General features: G+C 42.2%; 10 protein-coding genes and 1 pseudogene. 4 read left to right on the top strand and 7 right to left on the bottom strand.

Annotation, left to right across the window (positions count from 1 at the left end; translation table 11 throughout):
- Positions 1-351: 351 nt before the first annotated feature.
- On the top strand, positions 352-3,522 hold the full coding sequence (locus SYJ56_RS02425; RefSeq protein ID WP_323832038.1) for a TonB-dependent receptor: 3,171 nt from the start codon (positions 352-354) through the stop codon (positions 3,520-3,522).
- Between the two features lie 263 nt (positions 3,523-3,785).
- Positions 3,786-5,150: an alkaline phosphatase family protein gene (locus tag SYJ56_RS02420; protein WP_323832037.1), complete on the top strand. Its 1,365-nt coding sequence runs from the start codon at positions 3,786-3,788 to the stop codon at positions 5,148-5,150.
- A gap of 328 nt (positions 5,151-5,478) precedes the next feature.
- Here SYJ56_RS02420 and SYJ56_RS02415 read toward each other — a convergent pair whose 3' ends face one another.
- From SYJ56_RS02415 to SYJ56_RS02400, 4 genes are all read right to left on the bottom strand, one after another.
- A complete protein-coding gene (locus tag SYJ56_RS02415; RefSeq protein WP_323832036.1) occupies positions 5,479-6,069 on the bottom strand; it encodes a Crp/Fnr family transcriptional regulator in 591 nt (196 codons plus the stop codon).
- A 159-nt stretch (positions 6,070-6,228) separates the two neighbouring features.
- The gene (locus tag SYJ56_RS02410; protein ID WP_323832034.1) at positions 6,229-7,791 is read right to left on the bottom strand and encodes a glycoside hydrolase; all 1,563 of its coding nucleotides are present in this window, start codon (positions 7,789-7,791) and stop codon (positions 6,229-6,231) included.
- 72 nt (positions 7,792-7,863) lie between these two features.
- Positions 7,864-9,561 carry a RagB/SusD family nutrient uptake outer membrane protein gene (locus SYJ56_RS02405; protein WP_323832032.1) on the bottom strand — a complete coding sequence of 566 codons (1,698 nt, stop codon included), beginning with the start codon at positions 9,559-9,561 and terminating at the stop codon, positions 7,864-7,866.
- Positions 9,562-9,572: 11 nt separating this feature from the next.
- A complete protein-coding gene (locus SYJ56_RS02400) occupies positions 9,573-12,671 on the bottom strand; it encodes a SusC/RagA family TonB-linked outer membrane protein (protein WP_323832030.1) in 3,099 nt (1,032 codons plus the stop codon).
- 200 nt (positions 12,672-12,871) lie between these two features.
- On the opposite strand from SYJ56_RS02400, the gene SYJ56_RS02395 reads away from it, so the two are divergent.
- Complete coding sequence (locus SYJ56_RS02395) at positions 12,872-16,936, top strand: two-component regulator propeller domain-containing protein (protein WP_323832028.1); 4,065 nt, start codon at positions 12,872-12,874, stop codon at positions 16,934-16,936.
- 42 nt (positions 16,937-16,978) lie between these two features.
- On the opposite strand, the gene SYJ56_RS02390 is transcribed toward SYJ56_RS02395, so the two are convergent.
- The 3 genes and pseudogenes from SYJ56_RS02390 to SYJ56_RS02380 form a co-directional block, all read right to left on the bottom strand.
- On the bottom strand, positions 16,979-19,102 hold the full coding sequence (locus SYJ56_RS02390; protein WP_323832025.1) for a PKD domain-containing protein: 2,124 nt from the start codon (positions 19,100-19,102) through the stop codon (positions 16,979-16,981).
- A 161-nt stretch (positions 19,103-19,263) separates the two neighbouring features.
- Entirely contained in the window at positions 19,264-20,268 is a 1,005-nt protein-coding gene (locus SYJ56_RS02385) for a hypothetical protein (RefSeq protein WP_323832276.1), read from the bottom strand.
- 1,104 nt (positions 20,269-21,372) lie between these two features.
- Positions 21,373-22,915 (bottom strand): annotated as a pseudogene (locus tag SYJ56_RS02380) (ThuA domain-containing protein); the annotation flags it as partial.
- A gap of 172 nt (positions 22,916-23,087) precedes the next feature.
- On the opposite strand from SYJ56_RS02380, the gene SYJ56_RS02375 reads away from it, so the two are divergent.
- Complete coding sequence (locus tag SYJ56_RS02375; protein WP_323832024.1) at positions 23,088-23,813, top strand: NUDIX hydrolase; 726 nt, start codon at positions 23,088-23,090, stop codon at positions 23,811-23,813.
- Positions 23,814-23,965 lie beyond the last annotated feature (152 nt).

The raw sequence follows: 23,965 nt of genomic DNA, 5'->3' as shown, positions 1-23,965 counted from the left end.
CTTTAGATTTTGTAAAAATAAAGTTTTGAGTTTAAAAACCGATATCCTGCTTCTCCAGAGGGTAGATTCGCGATTGGGTTAATGTTCGAATTCGTTCTGGATAATGGCTCATTGAGCAAGGACCGATTTTAAAGAAAGAGAAATAGTAAGACTAGTGCAAGTCCCCCATATGTTTCCTCTACGAATAATGGACTTATACTTAGTATTATGTATTGGTCAGCTTACCCAGTTAGGTTAACCCAATATTTCTTGTTTTATATTATTGTTACCACTGAGCTCAATGTTAAATATTAACATCCAAGCACCTTCCTGAAATCTAGTTTTGGATATTCTTAAACCAATTTCCAAACTATGAATTCAACGAATTTTACCAAAAGTTTAGCAGGAATTCTCTTACTATTCCTGATTCTGGGGTATGCCCCTCCCTCCTTTTCCCAAGCTACTAATGCCACAATTTCAGGAGTAGTAACTGATGATGGAGGCGAAGCATTAATCGGTGCTGCCGTAACATTGAAAAATGAGCAGACTGGTTTCACGGTTTCCACTGTAACCAATTTGACAGGTAATTTCATTTTCTCACAGCTTCCACTGGGAAACGATTATTCACTCAATCTTACCTACTTAGGATATGGTGCGAAAACGATCAGTGGCTATAAACTCAATCAAGGAGATCATATAAAGCTTGAAATCGAATTGACAGAGGAAGCTCAAAGTTTGAATGAAGTTAGTGTGGTAGCTAATTCATTAAGCAACAGCATTGATCGCTTTGGTAGCTCAACAGCGGTTACCGCAAAAGACATGAATACGCTACCGGTTAACGGAAGAAACTTCAACTCCCTTGTAGATCTTTCTCCGGTGAGCAATGGCAGTAATTTATTGGGACAGTTGTATTCATCTACTAACTATACAATAGATGGAATGACCAACAGAAGTCCCCTTTCAAGTGGCTCAACCAACAGAGGACCTTTTTCCATTTCTATGGAAGCCATCCGGGAGTTTGAAGTGGTAACCAACGGATATGATGTGACCAATGGAAGAAGTGGCGGAGGTATTATCAGTGCAGTTACCAAGGCTGGCACCAATACGTTTTCAGGTTCGGCATTTGTATTTAACAGAGCCGACTGGCTTGCCAGCAAGTATGACACCCGGGGTAATGAACGAGAGGACGAGTTCTCCATCCAACAATATGGTTTTACATTGGGGGGACCAATCATCAAGGACAAACTTCACTTTTTTATTGGATATGATGGTCAGCGGGATGCCCGTCCCCTTTACATCGCAGACATCCGTACACCTGAAGATGAAAACAGGTATAACCTTTCCCAAGAAAGTTTGGACAGATACCTACAAATCTCCCGTGACAAATACGGGGTGGCTGATTCTCCACAAACAGGTAGTTTTGATAAACTCAGGTATTCTCACACCGCATTTGCACGAATTGACTATCAGATCAATCCGTCCAATCTGTTAACTATCCGTAATAACTTCTCCAGAGATCTAAACAATCAAGGTGTATCGGATAACAGCTCCATTAACCTCTATGAAGTTTATGGTTCTCACCTTTCCACAGCCAATAGCTTGATGGCTTCTTTGCGGACTACCTTGAGCAACAACCTGACAAATGAAGTTAAACTTCAATATTTATACACCCTTGATGATGGTCGTCCAAGTGATCAATTGCCAAGTGATAACATCCCTCGTGCGATTGTGCAGCGGGTAGAGTCAGTAGTAGATGATCGAAATGTAAATACCACAATTCAGCTGGGAGGACAACGATATCTTCCGGAACGCTTTGAATCCCATGTATATCAGTTGGTCAACAACCTTTATTTCAATCAGGGAAAGATAAATTACACGTTCGGAATGGATCTTTTGCTAAATGACCTGACCTCACTGGCTACCAGTGAATTCAACGGTAGATTTTATTTCACCGGATTGGATAATTTCGACAATCAAACCCCTTATCGCTATGCCAGAGAAGTGGCAACAGTTGATCCGACTGTGGAGCAATCCATTTTTGGTGGTGGTATTTATGCACAGGCAGATGCAATTCTCGGACGTGGAATGAATCTGATCGTCGGACTTCGAGGGGACTATACCGGCTATAAGAATAGCCCAAGTTACAATCAGACTGTATTTGATGAATTGGGATTGAGAACCGACGTGAAAACTGGAGGCTTTCAGATACAGCCAAGAGTTCAGTTTACCTGGGATGTCAATGAAAAACAGCGTGATATTGTCAGAATCGGGGGTGGAATCTTTGGTTCTGCACTTAACAATTACTCCGATGTAAACAATCTTCAGTTTGACGGTACCAAGATATTCGCGGTGGATATTACTGGCGAAAATGTTCCTACTCCTAACTTTGAATCGTATAGAAATGACCCGACTACAGCTCCTGGACAGGATCTTTTAAATCTTCCCGGTGTCATGCCAGTCACAACCATCAATATGAATAGTGAAGACCTCAAAGTACCTACGGTGTATAAGGGTAATGTGATGTATAACAGAATCATCAACAACCGACTTCGTCTTGGTGTCAACTTTATGGCTTCATTGGCACGAAACAACTACATGTATGTAGATAGAAATATCGTAGATGATCCTTATTTCAGATTGGAAAATGAAGGAAACCGTGGGGTGTATGTGCCAGCAGAAACGATCAGTACTTCTAATGGAAATGCAGATTGGACTCAAGGAAGAAAAACCACGGAAATCGGACGGGTATTAGAACTCAACAGCGAAGGAAGAAACAATACCTACACGGTGGTTTTGGATGGAACTTATCAATATTTCAGAGATGGGCAGATTACCTTCAGCTATACTTGGAACGACAGCAAAGACAATACTTCCTACAACGGAAACGTGGCAAATAGCGCGACTTTAAGCCAGATGGTAATAGATGATCCACGGGATCTATCGATGATGAGCTATTCCAATGGACAATACAGAACCAAGATCGTGCTCTACGGTACTTTACCTACCTGGAAAGGCATCACAGTCGGTGTAAGATATTCCGGTATTGGCGGAACCCGTTACTCCTTGAGAGTCAATGGGAATGTCAATGGTGATTTTGTAAACTCGAATGACCTTGCCTTTGTATTTGATCCCAATACTTCTGGTCTTTCAGAAACAATCAGTGAGGGGATGAATGAAGTTCTGTCCAATCCAGACAATCTTGCTGTCGACTATATCAAGTCAAGTCTTGGCAAAGTTGCAGTAAGAAATGGTGGTGAAAATGGATATTTCGGAAACTGGGACATCAGAGTAGCCAAGAAATTCTACTTCGGAGCAGCCAAAAAAACTGGGATAGAGTTAGGTGGGGATATTTTCAATGTAGCCAACCTATTGAATAAAGAATGGGGAACTTCTAAAAGGTTGGGTAATCAAAACCTACTTACCATAAGAAATTTTGATGCTGCCACCCAAGAATATATCTATGAAGTCAATCCCAATGTCGGTGTGACTACTCCAGGAGGAACTCCTTATCAAATGCAGATTTCAGGGAAAATATTTTTCTAAAACTTTCAATTCAGTCCAGGGCTAAGCTCTGGACTTTTTCCACCCTTCTTTATTAACTATATCAAATGAAATCGAGCATGTCGAAAGCGACACACAGCGAGATGATTATCAAGCCTGCGAGATTCCTCCCGATAGCTATCGGGATCACCTCTAAAAATCAATTATAAACATATGAAATCGAGCATGACTCAAGAGTCACACGGAGGAATGATTATCTATGATGCGAGATTCCATATGGCCTTTAAGAGACAAATTATAATCATATGAAATATCCAGTAATATTCAAAAAAGGCATCTTCCTACTGATGCTTGTATTGACCTTTTCCATTTCGCATGCCCAAACCAATACCGCCAGACCTGCAGAGCATGTGGTCTTGATTTCCATTGACGGATTTAGACCCGATTTTTACTTAGACACAAAGTGGCCAGCTCCTAACCTTCAGATCATGGCCGAAGAAGGAGCAAGATCTCTTGGTGTCACCGGCGTATTCCCTTCAGTCACCTACCCGTCCCACACTACTGTCATTACGGGACAGACTCCTGCCAAACATGGGATCTATTATAATGCGCCATTTGAACCGGATGGTCAAACAGGACGATGGTATTGGGAGAGTGAATTGATTCAAGTACCGACATTATGGTCTTCAGTACGGGAAGCAGGTCTTAAAAGTGCCAGCTTTATATGGCCAGTGTCGGTAAATGCGCCCATCGATTATAACATTCCTGAATTCTGGAGTCTGGAAGATGGTGGCAGAATTGAGCCTATGCGTCAGATGGAAACGCCAAAAGGTCTTTTGGCTGAAATGGAACTGAATGTTTTAGGTAAAATGAATGAAACAACCTTTAATGGGGATTACCTTAACCGAGAGGATAGAATCGGCGAAATGGCCGGATATGTTCTGGAGACCTATCAACCAAATCTAATTACACTTCACCTGATTGCTACAGACCATTTTCAACACAGCGAAGGCAGAGATGGACCGATGGTAAGGAAGTCTATTGCCGGAACGGATAGAGCTATCGGAAAAATAATCGAAGCTGCTGAAAGAGCCGGGATATTGGACAAAACTACATTCATCGTAACCGGAGATCATGGATTTGTAAACATCCATAGCTCACTCTCTCCTAATGTTTGGTTAGTTGAGGCTGGTTTAATGGAAGATAAGCCTTCAAGAGGAAATTGGAAAGCAGCATTTCATACCAGTGGTGCTTCTGCATTCTTACATGTAAAAGACAAAAATGACCAGGAGTCAATTCAGAAAGTGGAAGAGCTTTTGGAAAACCTACCCGAAAACATCAAAAAGCTTTTCCGGGTGGTCAATCGTGAGGAATTGGATCAAATCGGAGCTGATCCCAATGCAGTTTTGGCCTTGGCTCCTATTCAGGGGATCTCATTTTCTTCAGCTACAAGCGGTGCAGAGCTCAAACCTGCCAAAGGAGGAACCCATGGCTATTATCCTGACTTTGATGAAATCGAAACAGGTTTCATTGCCTGGGGAGCAGGTATAAAAGAAAATGTAGAAATTCAGGAAATGGGTTTGGTAGATGTAGCAGCGGTAGTAAAATATCTGCTAGACTTATCCATCGAATTGCCGCAAAGCACCCTATATCCGGGGATCAAAAAGTAATTAAAAGTATAAATTTACCATATGAGCCCCTGAAAATTCAGGGGCTCATATGGTAAATTTATTTTATGTATATCCTCATTTCTGCTAAGATCTATTAGACAAAATGACTTCGATTTGGTTAGACTTCGCTCACCAACCATCGCCCGGTTACCGAATTCAGTATTATATCGGGAGGAAAGGAATAAAAGCAATAAAGGATACGGTAAATCCTAGCATTGAGGTTACTTCGGTCTCCCGATAGCCATCGGGACGTCTTCGCTCTTCCTACAAGCAAGTCAAAGAAAATGAGGATACAGATATCATTGCGGATAATTTTAATTTTTAGTATTTAAACCGCAAGCACATCCTCTTTGATCGTTTTGGAAACGGTCTGTCTGGTAAGTCCGGTCAGATCTGCTATATCCTGAAGGGTTACTATTTTCTTTAGATTGAAGCTTTTACCAGAACCATCTTCAAGTACTTGGTCAAAATCAGCAATAGTCTTTTTAACCTTATCCACTGCATTTTGACTTCTCACCGCCGATAGGCGATCCTCAGTCCTACACCATCTTTTCACCAGTTGTATGTTGAACCATTCAGAAACTGGTGGATCATAAACAATTATCCTTTTAAAAAAATCAGCGTCATACTCTCTCACCAACACAGAAGTCAAGGATTTTGAAAACTCCGAAAACTGACCGTTTAGGTAACGTAGATTTCCAAAGAATTCTCCAGGCCTTAGAATATCATAACAGACTTCATTTCCACTTGAAGAATAAGTCCCGATTCTGACTGCACCTTTCACAATTTCATATATGGGTGTCACCCGTTGAGGGGGCTTGTAGAAGATATAATTTTTATCAACCTCAAGGGTTGTGACAAACCGGCTTAATGCTTCTGGATTACTGCTGCTAAGAAAATTATAAGGGCTAAATTCCATTTGACTGCAATTTGCTATCAAATTAATTGAATGTAAGCTTAGTAAAAACCCTCAGAAAAAAGGTAACATCAAGGTAACATCCAGAACATATTCAGTTCAATTTTTACTCACAATTTCCAACGAAATGACTTTTTGAGTTAATATAGGTATACTTGACCTTTAGCGTTTGGTCACAACAGTGACAATCGACCTTGCTGGAACCTGGATCGTAGAATCAGTAGATTCAACTTCATCAGATTCCAGATTCGCATCCTTGGATGTGGTATAAACTCCCCGGATAGCGTTAAGAAGATCATTATCACTCAAGCTCACCTTCATCTCTTTGATTCCTGAATTGACAAGGACATATACTAGTTCTTCCTTGTCAATTGATTGGTAAGCAGAAACCAAAAAATCCGGTGTCTGTTGTCTTTGTTTGTCAATCTCTACGGCAACCCGCTGGTAACCCGGTCGGATAAATCTGCTGTAGTTGCCCAAAGCCCAAAGCATTTTGCTTTCGTATAGATTACCGTCTTCCTTGTTCTTATCAATATAAATAAGGCCGTCCTTGTAATCATATGGAGAAATAGCCAACCACCAATGCCATGCACTTGCATTGGATACGGTAAGGTCATTGTGAATCACTCGCGCCATGTAAAGTGCCGGATCAATTCCCAAGTCTCTACCATTTCCATTGATTTCACCACCGTTATCACCCAATATACAATATTCACTCATCCAATAACTTAAGCCTTCCACAGACTTAATTTCTGTAAAAAGACTTGCCCGCTGTTGTACAGCTGATTCAAAAGGAGAAGTTGTAAAATAACTATGTGCAGAAATGGTAGGGCTGACATGCGGTAGATCCCCTATGAAGTTTGAAGATTCAGGATTGAAGAATTCATTAATCTGTCTCCCCCTTTCCTGCTTATCTGCCTGCTCATAGAGGTAATTGATCTTACCTGCTTCAGCAACATCTATCTGAGTAGTCAGGTTATTCTTGTCCAATGCTTGGTCCACCGCTTTTGTTATGCCGGCAATTTCATCATTCCAAAAAGGCGTTCCCTCCTGTCCACCATCTGACCAGTCCCACTGAGGTTCATTTACAGGACTGACATAGTCTACTTTAAGTCCCTTTACTTCAAGTCCTTTAATAACTTCAGCGAGGTATCCTCCAAATGCGTCAAAATTATTTTCAGCGAGATTTGACTTCCCATCAGCGGCGTATGCCTTTCCGGTTTTGGTCATGGAAACCGGAGGGCTATTTGGGAAAATCAACAGTTTTTCCACTCCGAATTCCTGTGCAGCTTTGGCAAACCATACCTGTCCGGCCTGCTTGCTCCAGTCATAGGTTCCATCAGGAGATAAAAATGACTCAGCCCTTCTCCACTCATCCCGAATACCACTCCCATCACCTTGCTCAGCACTTCCCGCACCCACATTAAATCGCCATAGAGACAATCCTATTCCTTTAGGGTTTCCGTCTTCGTTAGCTTCACTGCTAAAAAGCAACTCTGCTATTGCATTTTTCTTTTGATCCGGCCAACCTCCCACAAATTGTGCTGCCCATGCGTCGGATGCTCCAAAATGTGCGATAACCTGTTGGGGTTCATTGCTGAGGGCATTTACTTTTATTATCTCGGTTGCTGGTTGATCTATTTGTTTTTCCTGTCCTGAGCTCTGGCAGGCAATGAGCAATCCGCTCAGTGCAAAAAGAATTGATTTGTAAAGGGGCTTTTGCATGTTGATTATTTTGCTTCTCACTAGCTAAGGTTTCTAAAAAAAGGGAAACTTAAAAGTTTCCCTTATAATTCATCAATAACCTGGATTTTGTTCCAGTTGATTATTGGAAGCCAATATTTCAGATCTAGGAATAGGCAACCAGTAATTTTGAGTTTGGAACATTTTACCGTTCAAAGACACCTTCCTGGTATAGGTAAGTGAACCATTGCTGTCTTTCACAATTTCAATCCCATAGGCAGGCGTATTTTCCACTTCCTCCGCGGTCATCCATCTTCTCACATCATAGTAGCGATGCTCTTCAAAAGCAAGTTCAATTCTGCGCTCATGTCGTATTTTTTCTCTCATTTCATCCCGGCTTAAACCAGCTGGCAAAGCAGGCATTTCTACTCCTGATCTATTTCTGATGGTATTGATCGCATCATAAACAGATGCATCTGGACCTACTGCCTCATTTTGTGCCTCAGCATAGTTTAACAGAATCTCCGCGTAGCGGAAATAAATCCAATTTTGGGTTCCAGCCACTTCCCAAGGATTTCTGATCGGAAGATCTTCATCGATGAATTTCCTCAAATAATACCCTGTCTTACTGGTATTCCAGTTAGAAGGTCCACCTTGGCTATCTCTTCCGTTTGGAAGAAAAGTCTCAACCTCTCTATCTCTGTATGGGGCCCCATTGAAGAGAATACTTTCATAAAATCTCGGATCTCTATTTTCATACGGGGCACTTGCCTGCTCTTCATTATCCCAGCTGAACGGTGTACCATCCATCATTTCATAATCATCAATCAGATTCTGAAGTGGCACATTTCCTCCCCAGCCATCATAGCCATTTGGACCGTTTGCGATCTCTAAGGCCGTATGTCTTGCATTGATATTATAATATCTGGCAAAAATGATTTCAGAATTACTCTGAGGGGTCAGGAACAACTCACCATAGCCATTTTGGTACAGGCTGTATTGGCCTAAATCCATCACTTCCTGTGCTGCTTGTGCAGCTTCCTGCCACTTCTGGGTATCACTGCCTCCGTCATTGTAAAGTGGGCTGGCCGCATAAAGCAAAAGTCGTGATTTCAATGCCATAGCAGCACCTTTTGTCGCTCTGCCTTCTAGCCATGCGCCACTGTTGGTCTGTGGCAAAACTGATGCTGCGTCATCCAATTGTTGGATGGTGTAAGCTATAGCTTCTTCCTTTGGAATTCTCTCATAGAAAGAAGGATCCGTAAAATCCTCTCCCAATTGAGCCACATTATCTCCCATAAAGACCACATCACCATAATTTTTGATCAGGTCAAAGTAGCGGAAAGCACGGATAAACTTTAGCTCAGCAATCAGCAATTCCTTACCAGACTGGCTCATTTCCAGCTCAGCGATATTTGCCAAGGCATAGTTGCATTCTCTGATACTCCTGTAAGATCTACCCCAGAACGTACCCGCAATCCCTGTATTTTGAGGTGAAAGCTGACCTTGCTGGATAAACCAGGTATTATCATCGTTATTATAAATTGACTCATCTGTAAGTGAGCTCCACATGGCGTATTCAAAACCACGTCCAAAACCTGGCTGGTAGGCATCCCCCTCTTTGTTGGTCAGCCTCACTCCCAGGTACCTATTGATTACATAAGCCTCAAAGAGGGTAGAATCTGAAAGTATAGACGCATCTGACACTCGATCCGTGGGCACTACATCTAGAAAATCTTCTTGACAGCCAACCAGCAAAAATCCGATCAGCACAAGCCCCATAAAGGGTTTGAATATATTTTTATTAGTCATTTTGGTCGGGTTTAGAATTGAATATTTACACCTAGGTTGATGATCTTCTGCTGCGGGTAGAATTGTCCGCTTTCACTGGATCCTTCAGGATCATAATCTTTCACCCCTGTAACAGTAAATAAATTGAAAGCATTTGCATAAATCTTCAAGCTGCTGATTGATAGTTTATCCAAAACAGGCTGTGGTACATTGTAACCAATCTGCACATTTTTCAATCGGGCAAAAGTGGCATCGTTCAACCAGAAATTATTTCTATATAAACCTCCGCTCACTGCGGAAGAAGACCGCTCACTTACTCGTGGGAAGGTGCCCTCTGGATTCGTAGGAGAATACCTGTTGTCTGCCCAACTACTGTAAAAGTTGCCTACAGTACCTGACTCAGGCAACACATATTGATTAACCTGGGATTGTCCGGAAATAACTGCTGCGAAATCCCAGTTTTTCCAGGCTGCATTTAGGGTCATACCAAAGGTGATCTGTGGGATATTACCATATTTTGTTCGGGTCATATCGTCTGCATTAATCTCACCGTCACCGTTGAAGTCCTCATAAATCAAATCTCCAACCATTGCGCCTGGCACATGTGGCGTATTATCCAGCTCTTCTTGGCTTCTGTAAATACCGATAGCGTTGTATAGCAAATAGGTGTTTAGGGAATTACCTGTCTGACGCTGATAATCTAAGACACCAGGTGCCTCATCTATATAGACGATTTCATTTTTAGCATAAGTAAAGTTCCCCGATACACCAAAGCTGACAGTTCCTTCATGCTGATACCCTACTGTGGACTCAAATCCATGGCTTTTCACCTCGCCGATATTTTCGGCAGGAACCAAAGATCCTCCATCGTATGGGTTTACGATTCCAGAAGAACCGGGAATAGAGGCATTTCGTATCGTCAGAATTTTACTTCTGTCCTGTTGGAAGTAGATAAATTCAGTTGTGAATTTCTTCAACCAAATTGCATTAAACCCTATATCGGTTTTGGTTGCCACTTCCCAAGTGATATTTGGGTTGGCTAGACGGGTAAGGTCAATTCCTGTTCTTACCACATCTCCCAGTACATAACGGTTGTTGAAGGAATAATTATCAAAATACTGGAACTGACCTACATTATCATTACCAAGCTTACCATAGGATGCTCTAAACTTCAAATCATCTAAAAAGCCTACATTATCTCTAAACCAGCCTTCTTCGGAAATTCTGTACCCTAGAGATAAAGAAGGGAAAAATCCATATCTGCTATTCTCAGGGAAGTTAGATGAGCCGTCTACCCTCATTTGTACCTCAGCGAGGTATTTCTCATTATAGTTATAAGCAATTCGGCTTAAGTAACTTTTTCTGGTGTAGTTGTAGCTACTTCCCCAGTTGTCATAATCCGATGCAGCGGCACCACCCTGAGAAAGTTCAGGAGTTTCTGCCGTAGGAAAATGAAGTCTGGAAGCTCCCAGCGTATGGGATCTGTTTTCACTTTGTTCGTATCCTGCAAAAGCATCAATGAAGTGGTCTCCAAAATAATGCTTGAAGTTCAATCTGATGTTGGACACCATCATAGACTGAGAATAGTGGGACTCAGAAAGTGTAGGTTGCTGATCTGGTCCGCCTCCTACTACGACTGGATTGTAAGAATCGGCGTTACGATCATAGTTATACAAGGTATAAGGCTTGCTGAAGTTTCTTGATCTATCCGAGCTTTCATCTATCGAGAAAAAACCTTCTGCTGAAAGACCTTCCAAGAAGCCAAACTCATATTTACCTCTAAGAATACCATTGAATACATAGCGGGGATTTTGATTCAACCCACCTTGTTCTGTAGCCATAACCACTGGGTTGGAATTCTCTATTCCTGAAGATGGAAGGCCGTTTGGATAGACAGCTGCCACAGTTGGATAAGCCCTGTATATTGAACGGAAAATCGCTCCTGCACCAGATGTTGGATATTGCCTATCTTCTTTTCTGCCTGCCAGAGACAGCCCTACGGTCAATCGCTCGGTAATGTCAGCATCCACATTGGATCTGAAGCTATATTGATCATAGCGGGTTGCACCATCTCTATACAATCCGTCCTGACCCGTTTTACCCAAAGACAAGAAATAAGTCACATTGTCCGAACCACCTCTAATACTCAGATCATGTTGGCTTTGCAATGCTGTATTATTAAGCGCTGCTGCTGCCCAATCTGTATTTGGATAGTTTACCAGATCAGTTCCATTTTGGAACAGGTTAAGCTCATCCTCTCCATACACCTGGTTCATTCCTCCCTGAGGATTGTTGTAATACGCTATTTCATTTCTGATCTGTCCATAGGTGGATGCATCTGCCATTTCCGGTAATCTTGTCGGGGAAGAGAATCCTTGATTGAAGCTATACGAAATCACTGGCTTACCGGATTTCCCACGCTTGGTAGTCACCAAGATGACCCCATTTGCAGCTCTGGAACCATAGATTGCAGCGGAAGCATCTTTTAAGACAGAGATGCTTTCAATGTCATTGGGATTGAGACGCTCCAGTCCTCCAATTTGGCCTGGCACTCCATCCACGACCACTAACACATCGTTATTTCCTGTGGTAGCAAGACCTCGGATGCTGATGCTAGACCCATCGTATCCCGGTTCACCGCCTCTGTTATTGGCAATAAGTCCCGAAAATCTTCCTGAGAGAGAGTTTGAAATATTTGGCTGAGGACTGTTCTGAAGGTCTTTACCCTCTACTTGGGAGACAGAACCTGTAAGTGTTGCTTTCTTCTGCTCACCATATCCTACCACCACTACCTCATTGAGGGATTGTTCGTCCGGCACAAGTTGAACCGTTATAGAACTTTCTCCACTTTGAATTACCCGCTCCATTGTCACATATCCAATAAAGGAGATACTTAACGTAGCATTTTCTGTTGGGGCAAATGACAAGGTGAAATTGCCATCTAAATCTGTCACGGCACCAGTAGTAGTGCCCTTCAATAAAACGGAAGCTCCTGGGAGACCCGTTCCGGTTTCGTCAAGTACTTGACCAGAGATTTTTTGTTGACCAAATACATTGGGCACACTGCACATCATTACAAGCATAAATGATATACAATACAGCCATGCCTTGGCTGGTAATTGTGTTAGCATGTTTTTTTAGGTTTATTGTTAACTATTGATAAGTCTAGAGACCAAATGAAAAAATCGCTCAGTCACTGCAACAATGTTCAAAAAAATACGAATGAAGTAAGGGACACAAATCAGCAAATTATGGGGCATAAAATGAGCAAAAGGGCTCCATTTAGAAAATTACTGGTTTTATTCATTACATTTTTCGTGATTGTGAGCTGATGAGACCCCTAGCAATAGCCTTCTTGTTTTTCTGCATTTCTGCTATTGGAAATGCCCAAAGACTTGATTCCAGATCAGTATTTTCTGATCAGAATCACCTTACATTTTACCTGCTGGACGTAGAAAATGGACTATCCAATAACTACATAAATCATATTGAGCAAGATTCCCTGGGATTCATCTGGATAGCCACAATCGATGGGCTTAACCGTTACGACGGCCACGACTTTCAAGTTTATAGGAAAAGCAATCTCAATCCTTACTCAGGACCAGCTGCTAATTACATTGAGCATTTACAGATCGGCCAAGACCAGCAACTTTTATTGGCCACCAATAAAGGACTAAGCGGATATGAACCGAAGTCGGACTTGTTTTACCATTTTGAAAATATCCAGGGTCCCACCCAAAACGCTATTAGTTATATACTCAATGGGCCAACAGGGCAAAAAATCATTGCTAATTATGAAGGAGGAGTGCATATACTAGCTGTCGATAGCATAACCTCATCTTTCTCCCATTCCCCCGGCCAGTCTAATTCACTTTCCTCTATCCGAATTTCCTCTCTGGCACTTCAAGGTGATACAGTGCTTTGGGTTGGACATTTTGACAAAGGATTGGATAAAATCGACTTGCAGAAAAAAACAGTTACTACTATAGCTCCTGCTAATCCGAATTTCCCGGAAACCATAAACACCCTCTATACCGATGAAACAGGAAACCTCTGGATAGGTTCTAATGATGGAATCCGCGTCATTACTACAACTGCTGACACACTCCAAATCAAATCGGCTGAATTACCACAATTTGGGTTAAGCGATGGAAATGTGCTTTGCTTTGAAAAAGGACCCGAGGGAAATCTATGGATTGGCACCAGAAATGGTGGCCTTAACATTCTGAATTCAACTCGATACCTGAGAAATCAAACCTTACAACTCAAGTGGTTTCTCCCGCAGTTAGACGGATCAAGTGTCTTCAACAGAACTGTATCGGCTCTTAAACTGGCTGATGATGGGTATATGTGGATAGGAACCAGCACCGGGCTAAATTTTGTGAATCCTTCAGGTGATCCGGTAAAACTAATCGCCAGAAACCTATCAAAGAATCACACGATCTCCCATGACCGCATCGGTGCATTGGCCGAAGGTGAAAACGGAAGCATTTGGATAGGAACCGATGGTGGTGGCCTGGATCATTACTTTCCCCAAACAGAGACCATCCATCATTTTGAACATGACCCTTCCAATCCCCAAAGTCTTTCCAATAATTACATCATTTCCCTTTTACATGATAGCCAAAACAATCTCTGGGTAGGGACCTATCAGGGAGGGCTGAACCTGATGAATCCCTCCACCGGTAACAGCAGACATTATTTACAGGAAAGCCAGGAGAAAGGAAATGATGTCCGAGTGATATTCGAAGGTAAAAATGGGCAGATTTGGGTAGGCACTAACCGTGGTGGATTGTATCGTTACCATCCACCCATAGATAATCTTGATTATGTCAAACTGCTCGGCAAAATAGACATCCGTGACATCGCCGAAGACGATTTGGGTAATTTATGGTTGGCAACCTTTGGTGATGGGATAATCAGGTATAATTACCTTACCGGAGAGCAGGAACTCTTCAATGACAAAACTATTCCGGGCTTCCCTGTTGAAGTAGTATTTGCTTTAGAAATTCTTGAAAACGGGGATCTATTGGCAGGAAGCAGGTATGAGGGACTGATCAGATTGAACCCCCAAAATAAAAAGTTCACCCTATTTACTGATGAAAATGGGCTGAGCAATAATTCCATCAACAGTCTGGCAGAGGGGAAAGACGGGAAAATCTGGATGGGTACCTATAGAGGTATCAGTTATTTCGACTCCAATACCAATGAAGTCGGCAACCTCAACTCGATCAATAATATACAACTCGGCGAATTCAATATTGGCGCCTCGTTAGTTACTGCCTCAGGGGAGGTGTACCTGGGAGGAAATAAAGGAATCAATGTGTTTAATCCAGAAACTTTAGAAAGCCAAGCTGACAATTACCCACTTGTTTTTACCGATTTAAGGCTAATGAACAAAAAGGTCTCTGTAAAACCCGGTACTGAGGACTATCATCTGGAGCGCAGTCTTCCCTACCTTAATCAGCTCAACCTTACCCATGATCAGAGCTTGATTTCCCTGGACTTTGTAGCACTGAAATTCCCATTGGGAAAGGATGTAAACTATGCCTACAAACTTGAGCCTTTTCATAGTCAGTGGATTGAAACCAATCAAACCGGAACTGCAAATCTCAGCAATATCCCTCCGGGAAACTACACACTGAAAGTCAAAGCCAGCTCTGGGGCCACAGCTATTTCAGAAAACCAACTAGCCCTTATCATTGCTCCGCCTTTCTGGAAAACCTGGCCTGCTTATCTACTCTACTTTATCCTGATCGTGTCAGTGACTAGTGCGGGAATGAGGTATTATGCAGAAAGGCTGAAGCTAAAAAACTCCCTCCTTTTCGAGAAAAAACAACGAGTATTGGAGCATGAGCTCAATGAAGAACGTGTCCAGTTTTTCACCGGGTTTTCTCATGAGCTGAAAACGCCCCTTACATTGATCATGGCTCCTCTGGATGACCTATTGATAGACATTAAAGACTCAAAGCATCTCAAAGGATTGAAGCTGGTTCAAAGGAATGCGAAATACCTACACGAGATGATTTCTAATTTATTGGAATTTAGAAATGCTGAGCTGAATGTCAACCAGCTTCATTTAAAGTCTCAGTCAATCGTCAAACCTATCAAGCAATGGGTGGAGCAATATCAGCCTCTGGCAAAACATAAAGGGATTAAGCTCAAAAGTCAATTACCAAAGACGGACTTCTCCGCTGAGGTTGATCTCCAGAAGCTTCATATTATTTTCAATAATCTTCTGTCAAACGCACTAAAATATTGCCGGGCTAAAGATCAAATCACAGTTTCGTTAGAAGAAAAACAGGATGAATTTGAACTACTGGTAAGCGACAATGGCCCAGGAATTCCCTTTGAAGATCAAAGCCGAATTTTCAACTGGTACTATCAGAGTGAAGCAACATCAAAAGAACAGGGTGCGGGGATTGGCTTGGCGTTGACCAAAAGACTGGTAGAAGATCACCAAGGCCACATCCATGTGATCAGCACCCCTGGAAATGGAAGTACTTTTACTATTGTAATCCCCAAAAAAGCCAGTGTCATAAAGGTATTTTTGCCAGAGAATTCCAACAGTAAAGAATGGATGCCAGAGTTTGATCCCGTACAGTTGGAGTCCACTGTCAACTTTGATCTTAATGAAAACAAGGAGGTTCTTTTGATTATAGATGATAATCCCCAGATTCTGGAATACCTGAATAATTCTCTTTCGGAGGAATATGACCTGATCTTTGCCAAGAATGGTCAGGAAGGACTTGAAAAAGCAATTCAGTTTATACCGGATTTGATCATTTCAGACGTTATGATGCCCGAGAAAAACGGCATTGATTTATGTGGGATTTTGAAAGAAAATCACAGCACCACCCACATTCCTGTGATTTTGCTTTCTGCCAAAGACAGCACCGACAGTATAACTTCGGGTTTTGGAAAAGGTGCAGACGATTACATCATCAAGCCCTTTAAAGGACCGATTTTAAAATCCCGGATAAGAAATCTACTGGAGGCAAGAATCCGGATGCGTACTTATTATCTTGGCAAAAGCACTCAAACCGCCGAACTGACCTCCTCCCAAAAGAGTGCCATCAACAAGGAAAAATCATTCTTGAAGGAATTGGAAGGACATATACTGGCGGGCATCTCCCAGCAGACAACTGATGTGGATACAATCTCCCAAGCCATGGGAATGAGCAGAACCTCACTATTTCGAAAATTAAAAGCCCTTACCGGACAAAACATCAACCAATACATTCGCACGGTCAAAGTTGCGAAAGCTGCAGCTCTGATTAAGGATGAGAAATTAGGTGTGGCTCAGACTGCCTATGAAGTAGGTTTTACCAGCACCAAGCATTTCAGAAAGTTGTTTAAAGAACAATTTGGCTACCTGCCCTCTGAAGTGAATTGAAAAGCACAAGTGCTTAAATGGTATGACGGTAAGATTTTCAATTCATTCAACAACCACCCGTACTCTTTCTAAATTTCGAATCAATGTGTATGGAGTTATTGAATCTCCATTCCGTTGAGAAGCTATTCTGAGGGTAACAAAATAAGTTCCCTGCTTGGTATAGGTATGGGTAGTATTCAATTGAGTGGTCCCTTTTCCTTCATTAAGTGACAACTTCTCGTCAAAACTTCCCTCTCCTTCAAAGTCCCATTCCGCTGATACCAGTGATCCTGTTCCTACCGGGATTTCAATGAAAGCGCCGAATTTAACTTCTTGACCCACCTGAATAACGGCTTTTTCACCTCCATTTGCCTTCAATACTATTGTAGGCTGTAGTCCCTTCCGCTCAGAAGCTAAACTTGGAACCTGCACTTGTCCATCCACCACTTCATAGACTGTACCTTGGGGAGGTGAAATGCCTTTCTCCACCCAATCACTTAAATCCAATAAGGCCTGCTGTATAACACCAAGATAACTTACCAGATGAGTTGGATCACCTGGGTTCTTTGAATCTGCGTGATTGGCATGGTCTGTAAAATACAACCTAAAATTCTCATCCAATTGATCTCCAAGCTGCTCCTTCACCCTTGCGCCATACCAATCAGATTGCCAAGGATAGGCTTCAGTATCCCACAGTGAGCCTAACAGGATCATTTTTCCATTGAATTTACCATTGGGTATTGATCCAACTGTTGACCTGGTGAAAAGCGGACCGATAAGCATGGGTCGCTGGGGATACAACGGTTTGCCATCACTATCCTTAAATTGATCCCAAGTGGTGTATTGATCACCTGGAACTTGGTGACGGTGATAGGTTTGTGCTGCCAGGTAATTAGAATTGTCAATCTGAATTTCATCCCCAGTTTTGAGTTGACTGGATACACTTGGGTCAACCTGTCCTAAAACAACAATATCCTCATAAATTGATTTTATAGCCAGTTCTTTGCCCTGCTGAGTTCCCGACAGTATATTCAATTCGCCTCCAAGGAACTGAACCTCTGGGAGCAATGACGTTAATTGGAAAGCTACAGGAATAGTGTCAGCTTTTGTATCCAAATTTTGCCAGGCAAGGTCTGCACTGCCCCTAGCTGTCCCCGGACCATTTCCAGTCTCAATTCCCATTTCGTAGGCTGCCTTTTTGGAAATTATCTTCTTAATAGTTGACTTCTCTTGTAGGCGATCTTTCACCAGGGATTCAGGAAAATCAGCCCCTAAGTAACCAGACTTAGTCCAGAAATCATTAAAATAGGTCGCATCAGCCATTCGCATACCACCATAAATAGCTGGAAAAGCATGAATCCCAAGATGCTCGTAATTGAACCAGGCTTGCACAGGAAAGCCCATTTCTGTTGCCTCTTTCAAGGCAGAACTTTCTCTCTCATTTAACCCCGCATACATATCTCCGCTACCGCCAGGCTCCAGTGCATCTGCTATTTGAGGCAACTTATGTTGTAAGACTCGCATCGCATGCATACGAACGGTAAAGACATTAGGAATTGCCATAGGTGAACCAGCTACAAAAGGAACTGTTCCATCCCAAACTCCACTCGTATTTTCTGCACCACCAATGGTCCGATATGCTCCCCCACTTCCCCCAAATGCATATCCATAGGTTCTATGCTCACCATAGATTTCGGTTGCTTTTTGCTTAGAAAATTGAGCTACTGCCGCATTTGCCCTGTACGCTCCTATGGTTGGATCAGGTGCCATTACACCAGCATCAGTTCCTCCCCCGTTGGATTCTATGAAATAGCCGCCATGAGAAACCGCAAAACTTATTTTGTCCGATTCTCCTCCATCGTTGTTCTGCGAAAGAAATTCATTGTCAGGAACAGGAGTGATGTATTGAAAAAATCTTCCGGTGTAGGCTGCTTTTTCTGGGAAATAAAGGGAAAATCTAGTGTCACTTCCTTCAAATCCTCCATGTATGTATAAATGTCTGATAGGCTCCTCTCTCCATTCTTCGATATCCACATAAGGTTTATTGAATAAAGAATCCTGAATAACTTCAATAGATGCATCCTCAATAGTACTACGTCTTTCAAGACTACTAGCTGCTGCATGACCGAAAGTCAAAACTGAACCTAGAAATAGAATTCTAGCAGTGAAATTGAACAACTTAGACATATTTATCTTACTTAATAGTTAACCCTTACAATACTATCTAGTTATTGCCTCACAGCACTAGCATCAAACATTCCCATCATCTTGCCATTCATGGTACTTTGATCCGCTTTACTTAGCTCAAGGTTGACATCAAACCCTTGCGTACTAAATAAGACAGTGATCTAGCCTACAGATTCCTCGATGTTTGAAATTGGAATAGCTGGATTAGCTCCAGTAGGATCAGTTAGATTTCCCACCAACTTCCCTCCTTCGCGCTCCAAATCCATAATCAACTTGGTATCACCGTTAGGAGTGCCTTTCACGGTTAAATTCCATTTTCCCACATAATAATTTTCTCCAGAGACGGTCGCAGAAGAATTGCTGGCTTCAACTATCGGCCTTTCGTTGATCATCTTAAACTCTGCAGACATTACCACCATCATTGCTCCCTGAGGAATATCTTCATTTTTAAAAACGATATATAAATCCTGCTTTTTGCCGTCGAAACCTGAAGGAAGAGTAATCGGAATATGGAGCTGACCGGGAGCAAATCCTGCTTCGTCACTGGCTTCCAAAAACTTAGATTTGCCCAGTAATGGCCCTGTTGGGCTTCCAATATGAAGTTCAACAAATCCACCCACAGCATTTAGTTGAGTTTTTGGTGCTGAGGCTCCCAATTCCAATGCTGCCAGCCCGGTGACATCAATTTGCTTAAGAGAGATATAGGCTCCTGATAGAGCAGGAATAATTAAATTACTTCCACCAAAGGCCATTTTATTCACATCCGCAAATTCATCGAAACCATGCACATCTACCTTGGCTGATCTCAATACAAACGTTTGCTCGGCAAATAAAGACGGCAGGTTAGCGGCACCTTTGTCCTGATAGGCTGCGCGAAGTATGTAGACCCCTTTTCCTGCATCTCCCGCAGGTACACTTGCTACAAAAGATCCCTTTGTAGGCAAAGTTTTCTCTTTCGCTTTTTCATTAGTAGTGCTGAGGATATACTTCACCATCTCTGCGGCTTCGTCTGCAGATAGCTGTGGATGACCAGCCATGGCCGTCTCACCCCATACCCCACTTCCTCCAGAAATCACTTTCTTGGCTAACATTTCCAGTGCGGAGTCATCGCCCTTGTATTTCTGAGCCACTTCTTGATAGGATGGCCCAATGGACTTTTCAGTCATTTTATGGCAAGCCATACAATCACTTCCATCGATGAGTCTTTTACCTGAAGAACTCAAAGCATCGGCATCGGCAGCACGGTGGCCCTGCGCAATCTGAATCTGGTCAAAACCCTCCTGCAAATAGTCGATACTCACAGCTACTTCATTTGGATCTATCCCATTATCCAAACTACCATCTTCTTTGTCACTAACTTTTATCTCATAGTCTATGGCAGTATTTGGCACATAGAATGTCTTGTTGCTTCCGGGCAGTTCCAGACTTAGCACGGGTGGTTCGTTGCCGGCAGTGACTTCCATACTTTGGGAGATTTCCCCTCCCTGACCATCATCGACGGTAAGCATTACAGTATAAACACCAGCTTCCTCAAGCGTGATATTTGCTTCTTTGTTGTTCAGCTTTTCCTTAAAACCTGCCGCAGAATTGATCTCCCATGTATAGGTCAGGTCGTCATAATCAGCATCAGTAGTTCCGTCAGCTGAAAGTTCCAACTTAAATGGAACTGCTCCACCCATCTTTGCTGCGGACATTTGAAGCTTTGGCTTTCGGTTTCCACTGTTGTACTCTATTCTCACCAATCTCGCATCGTCATTGGCAGTAAACCAGCCGGAACCATACTCAAGGATATACAAGTCCCCGTTGGCAGCGAATTCCATATCCATGGGATTACTGAATCGATAGTTGGGCATAAAACGATCCATAGACAGGTAATTTCCTTCTTCGTCCATGGTAATAGCCATAATCCATCCACGCATCCATTCGTAGGCGAAAAATTTGCCGTTATAGTAATCAGGAAAAGGTCTTTCTGCATTTTTGAAATCCTCGGAATAGTATACCGGTCCGGCCATTGCGCTTCTTCCTCCTGCCCCTACCTTCGGAAATTCCTCTGACTCTGTATAGGCATACCAGACAAATGCATCTTGTGCAGGAGGCAATTTCTCAAGGCCCGTATTGTTTGGCGAAGTGTTCACCGGAGTTTCTGGATCCCACTTTTTTAGTGATTTATTGTTTTGAAAATCATACTTGAAATATGGCTTGTTATCTCCTATAAAGTGAGGCCATCCAAAATTACCAGCCTGACGAGCCTGTCCTATTTCATCCTGACCTGCAGGTCCACGGAGAGAGTCTGGATTTGATGCATCCGGCCCAACTTCTCCCCAATAGAGATAGCCAGTATGCTGGTCAACAGCAATCCGGAATGGATTTCTATGTCCCATGGTATAGATTTCAGGCCTTGCTTTTGAATTTCCTGGAGGAAATAAGTTTCCTTCGGGAATCGTATACGTGCCATCTGCCTCAGGCTTGATGCGTATGATTTTACCGCGAAGATCATTTGTATTGGCAGAGGATTTCTGCGCATCCCAAGGACTTCTTCCTGCACGCTCATCTGATGGACTGTAGCCATCAGATGCATGAGGATTGGTATTATCACCCGTGGACAAGTAGAGATTACCGTCTTTATCCCATGCAATGGAACCTCCTGTATGGCAGCATTCCTGTCTTTGGGTAGGGATCTCCAACAGTATCTTCTCAGAATCCATCTTCAGTTCATCACCGATCAATTCAAATCTGGAGAGCACATTTCTGGCATCTCCCAGTGCTGAATAATACAGGTAAATCCAATTGTTTTCTTTGAAATTCGGATCAATATTCAGCCCCAACAATCCATCTTCAGCCATTGATTCCTGACCATCTTTATTGACATATTTAAGACTGACAGGAAGTTTGGCAATGGTTTTTAACTCCTTGGTATTGAGATCATATATTCTCACTTCACCTTTACGCTGGATAAACAAAACCCTGTTTTCGTCTAAAATTGCTAGTTCCATCGGTTCATCTAGCTTCTCAGCTAAAACCACTTTGGTAAACCTGTTTTCCTCAGGTTTGGCTTTGGTATAATCCAATGGTTTCGGAGAATCTCCTCCCATGGCGTAATGGATACCAGCCCATAGGTGATTCAAAAAAAGTGGCTCCAAATAGGTCTCATCTGTATGACCCATGGCGGTATAAAAAGCTCTACCTCCATCGTATTCCTGATACCAACTCATTGGGTGGTAATCTGGATTTGCTCCTCCTTGATACGAATTATCATCCAAGGTCAAAACGACGTTGATGTTAGGAGAAATATTCTTAAAACTATAAAACTCATCCTCACGCTCAAACTCTTCCGGCATGCCCTGAGTAGCCCAATGGTCTTTGTGTCACTGTAAATTTCCCATTTTGCACATTGCTGGGTTCTGAAGGATGAAGCAAAAAATAGGCTCCAGCCAAGCCTCCATACCATGTCCAGTCATACTCTGTATCAGTAGCTGCATGCACACCTACATATCCTCCGCCCGCCTGAATGTATCGCTCAAAGGCATCTTGCTGCCCCTGATCCAGGACATCTCCAGTAGTATTGAGAAATAATACAGCGGAATATTCCCTCAACTCTTTTTCGTTGAACATATCCGCGTCTTCTGTAAAAGTCACATCAAAGCCTTTCTCTTTGGACATCTTCTCCAATGCATTTATACCAGCACTTATAGATGCATGTCGGAAGGCAGCAGTCTTACTGAAGACCAATAAATTATTCTTTGGCGGCTCAGAACAGGCTGTAAAGGCACATAAAGCAACCAAAAAGATGAAGATTAGGGTTCTTGAATTCATTGCTAATTTTTTGTTAATCAGCCAAATGTATACTATTTTTTTATTATCTAAAAAATAGATATTAAAATTTTTTGATTATTTTCTTTTTTAAAGACAATAAAAGTTTTATCCCTAACTTTATGGCATTTCAGTAGAAGAATATGTTCTTTTATTGCTACAATCGCCAAAAGCCATGCAAGTGAATGACTTTCTTAATTTCATCAATCAAGTATCGATTGACTGTGTCATATTTGGGTATCAGGAGAATAATCTCAAGGTTTTGATTCCCAAACTCGTTCTTAAAGGTGATCTCTGGACCTTACCAAGCGGATTTATCAAACAGGAAGAAAGCATTGATCAGGCAGCACTCAGAGTTCTTGAGGAAAGAACTGGAATCAGAAATGTGTACTTGGATCAGTTTCGGGTTTTTGGAGAAGTTCCCCGCACCAATAAGGATGTGATCGATCGGATTTTTGAGCTGAATCAAGGTAGGACTGATTTCCAGGAAATAGGTGAGCCTTTTTTTGACTGGCTCAAGCAACGATTCATTTCTATCGGGTATTACGCGTTGGTGAATGCAGATGAGGTGATTCCACACACGACTTTTTTCGATGAATCGGCAGATTGGTATGATGTCGATAGTTTACCAACTATGGTTTTGGACCATAATGATATAGTCGCCAAAGCATTGGAAGCCTTACGGATCAATTTTGACAATAAGCTGATTGGTTTCAACCTATTACCGGAAAAATTCACCATGAAAGAATTGCAACAACTTTACGAGACAGTCTATGATAAACCCTTTCGTAGCAATAATTTCCAGAAAAAAATGCTGGACTTAAATGTCTTGGAACGATTGGAAAAGAAGTTCACAGGTGCAGCGAATAAAGCGCCATACCTATACCGATTTAAGTCCTAAACAAGCGGGCTTCTATCCAATTTTGCTTACTAATTGCTTCAAGCTGCCTTGCCTTCTGGCCTACAGACTTTTCCTTTCCGGTAACAAACTTCAATTCCCCTGATTTCATTGAAAACAGGGTTGTATCATAAATATTGATGGACTTGAATTTA

The organism is Algoriphagus aurantiacus, from assembly GCF_035156405.1.
Lineage (GTDB): Bacteria > Bacteroidota > Bacteroidia > Cytophagales > Cyclobacteriaceae > Algoriphagus > Algoriphagus aurantiacus.
This window is presented reverse-complemented; position numbering and strand designations above follow the sequence as displayed.

Bases quoted from the DNA above. Each gene is read 5' to 3' on its own strand.
- SYJ56_RS02415 (WP_323832036.1), bottom strand. From the start codon at position 6,069: ATGGAATTTAGCCCTTATAATTTTCTTAGCAGCAGTAATCCAGAAGCA.
- SYJ56_RS02425 (WP_323832038.1), top strand. From the start codon at position 352: ATGAATTCAACGAATTTTACCAAAAGTTTAGCAGGAATTCTCTTACTA.
- SYJ56_RS02400 (WP_323832030.1), bottom strand. From the start codon at position 12,671: ATGCTAACACAATTACCAGCCAAGGCATGGCTGTATTGTATATCATTT.
- SYJ56_RS02405 (WP_323832032.1), bottom strand. From the start codon at position 9,561: ATGACTAATAAAAATATATTCAAACCCTTTATGGGGCTTGTGCTGATC.
- SYJ56_RS02395 (WP_323832028.1), top strand. From the start codon at position 12,872: ATGAGACCCCTAGCAATAGCCTTCTTGTTTTTCTGCATTTCTGCTATT.
- SYJ56_RS02420 (WP_323832037.1), top strand. From the start codon at position 3,786: ATGAAATATCCAGTAATATTCAAAAAAGGCATCTTCCTACTGATGCTT.
- SYJ56_RS02410 (WP_323832034.1), bottom strand. From the start codon at position 7,791: ATGCAAAAGCCCCTTTACAAATCAATTCTTTTTGCACTGAGCGGATTG.
- SYJ56_RS02385 (WP_323832276.1), bottom strand. From the start codon at position 20,268: ATGACTGAAAAGTCCATTGGGCCATCCTATCAAGAAGTGGCTCAGAAA.
- SYJ56_RS02375 (WP_323832024.1), top strand. From the start codon at position 23,088: ATGCAAGTGAATGACTTTCTTAATTTCATCAATCAAGTATCGATTGAC.
- SYJ56_RS02390 (WP_323832025.1), bottom strand. From the start codon at position 19,102: ATGTCTAAGTTGTTCAATTTCACTGCTAGAATTCTATTTCTAGGTTCA.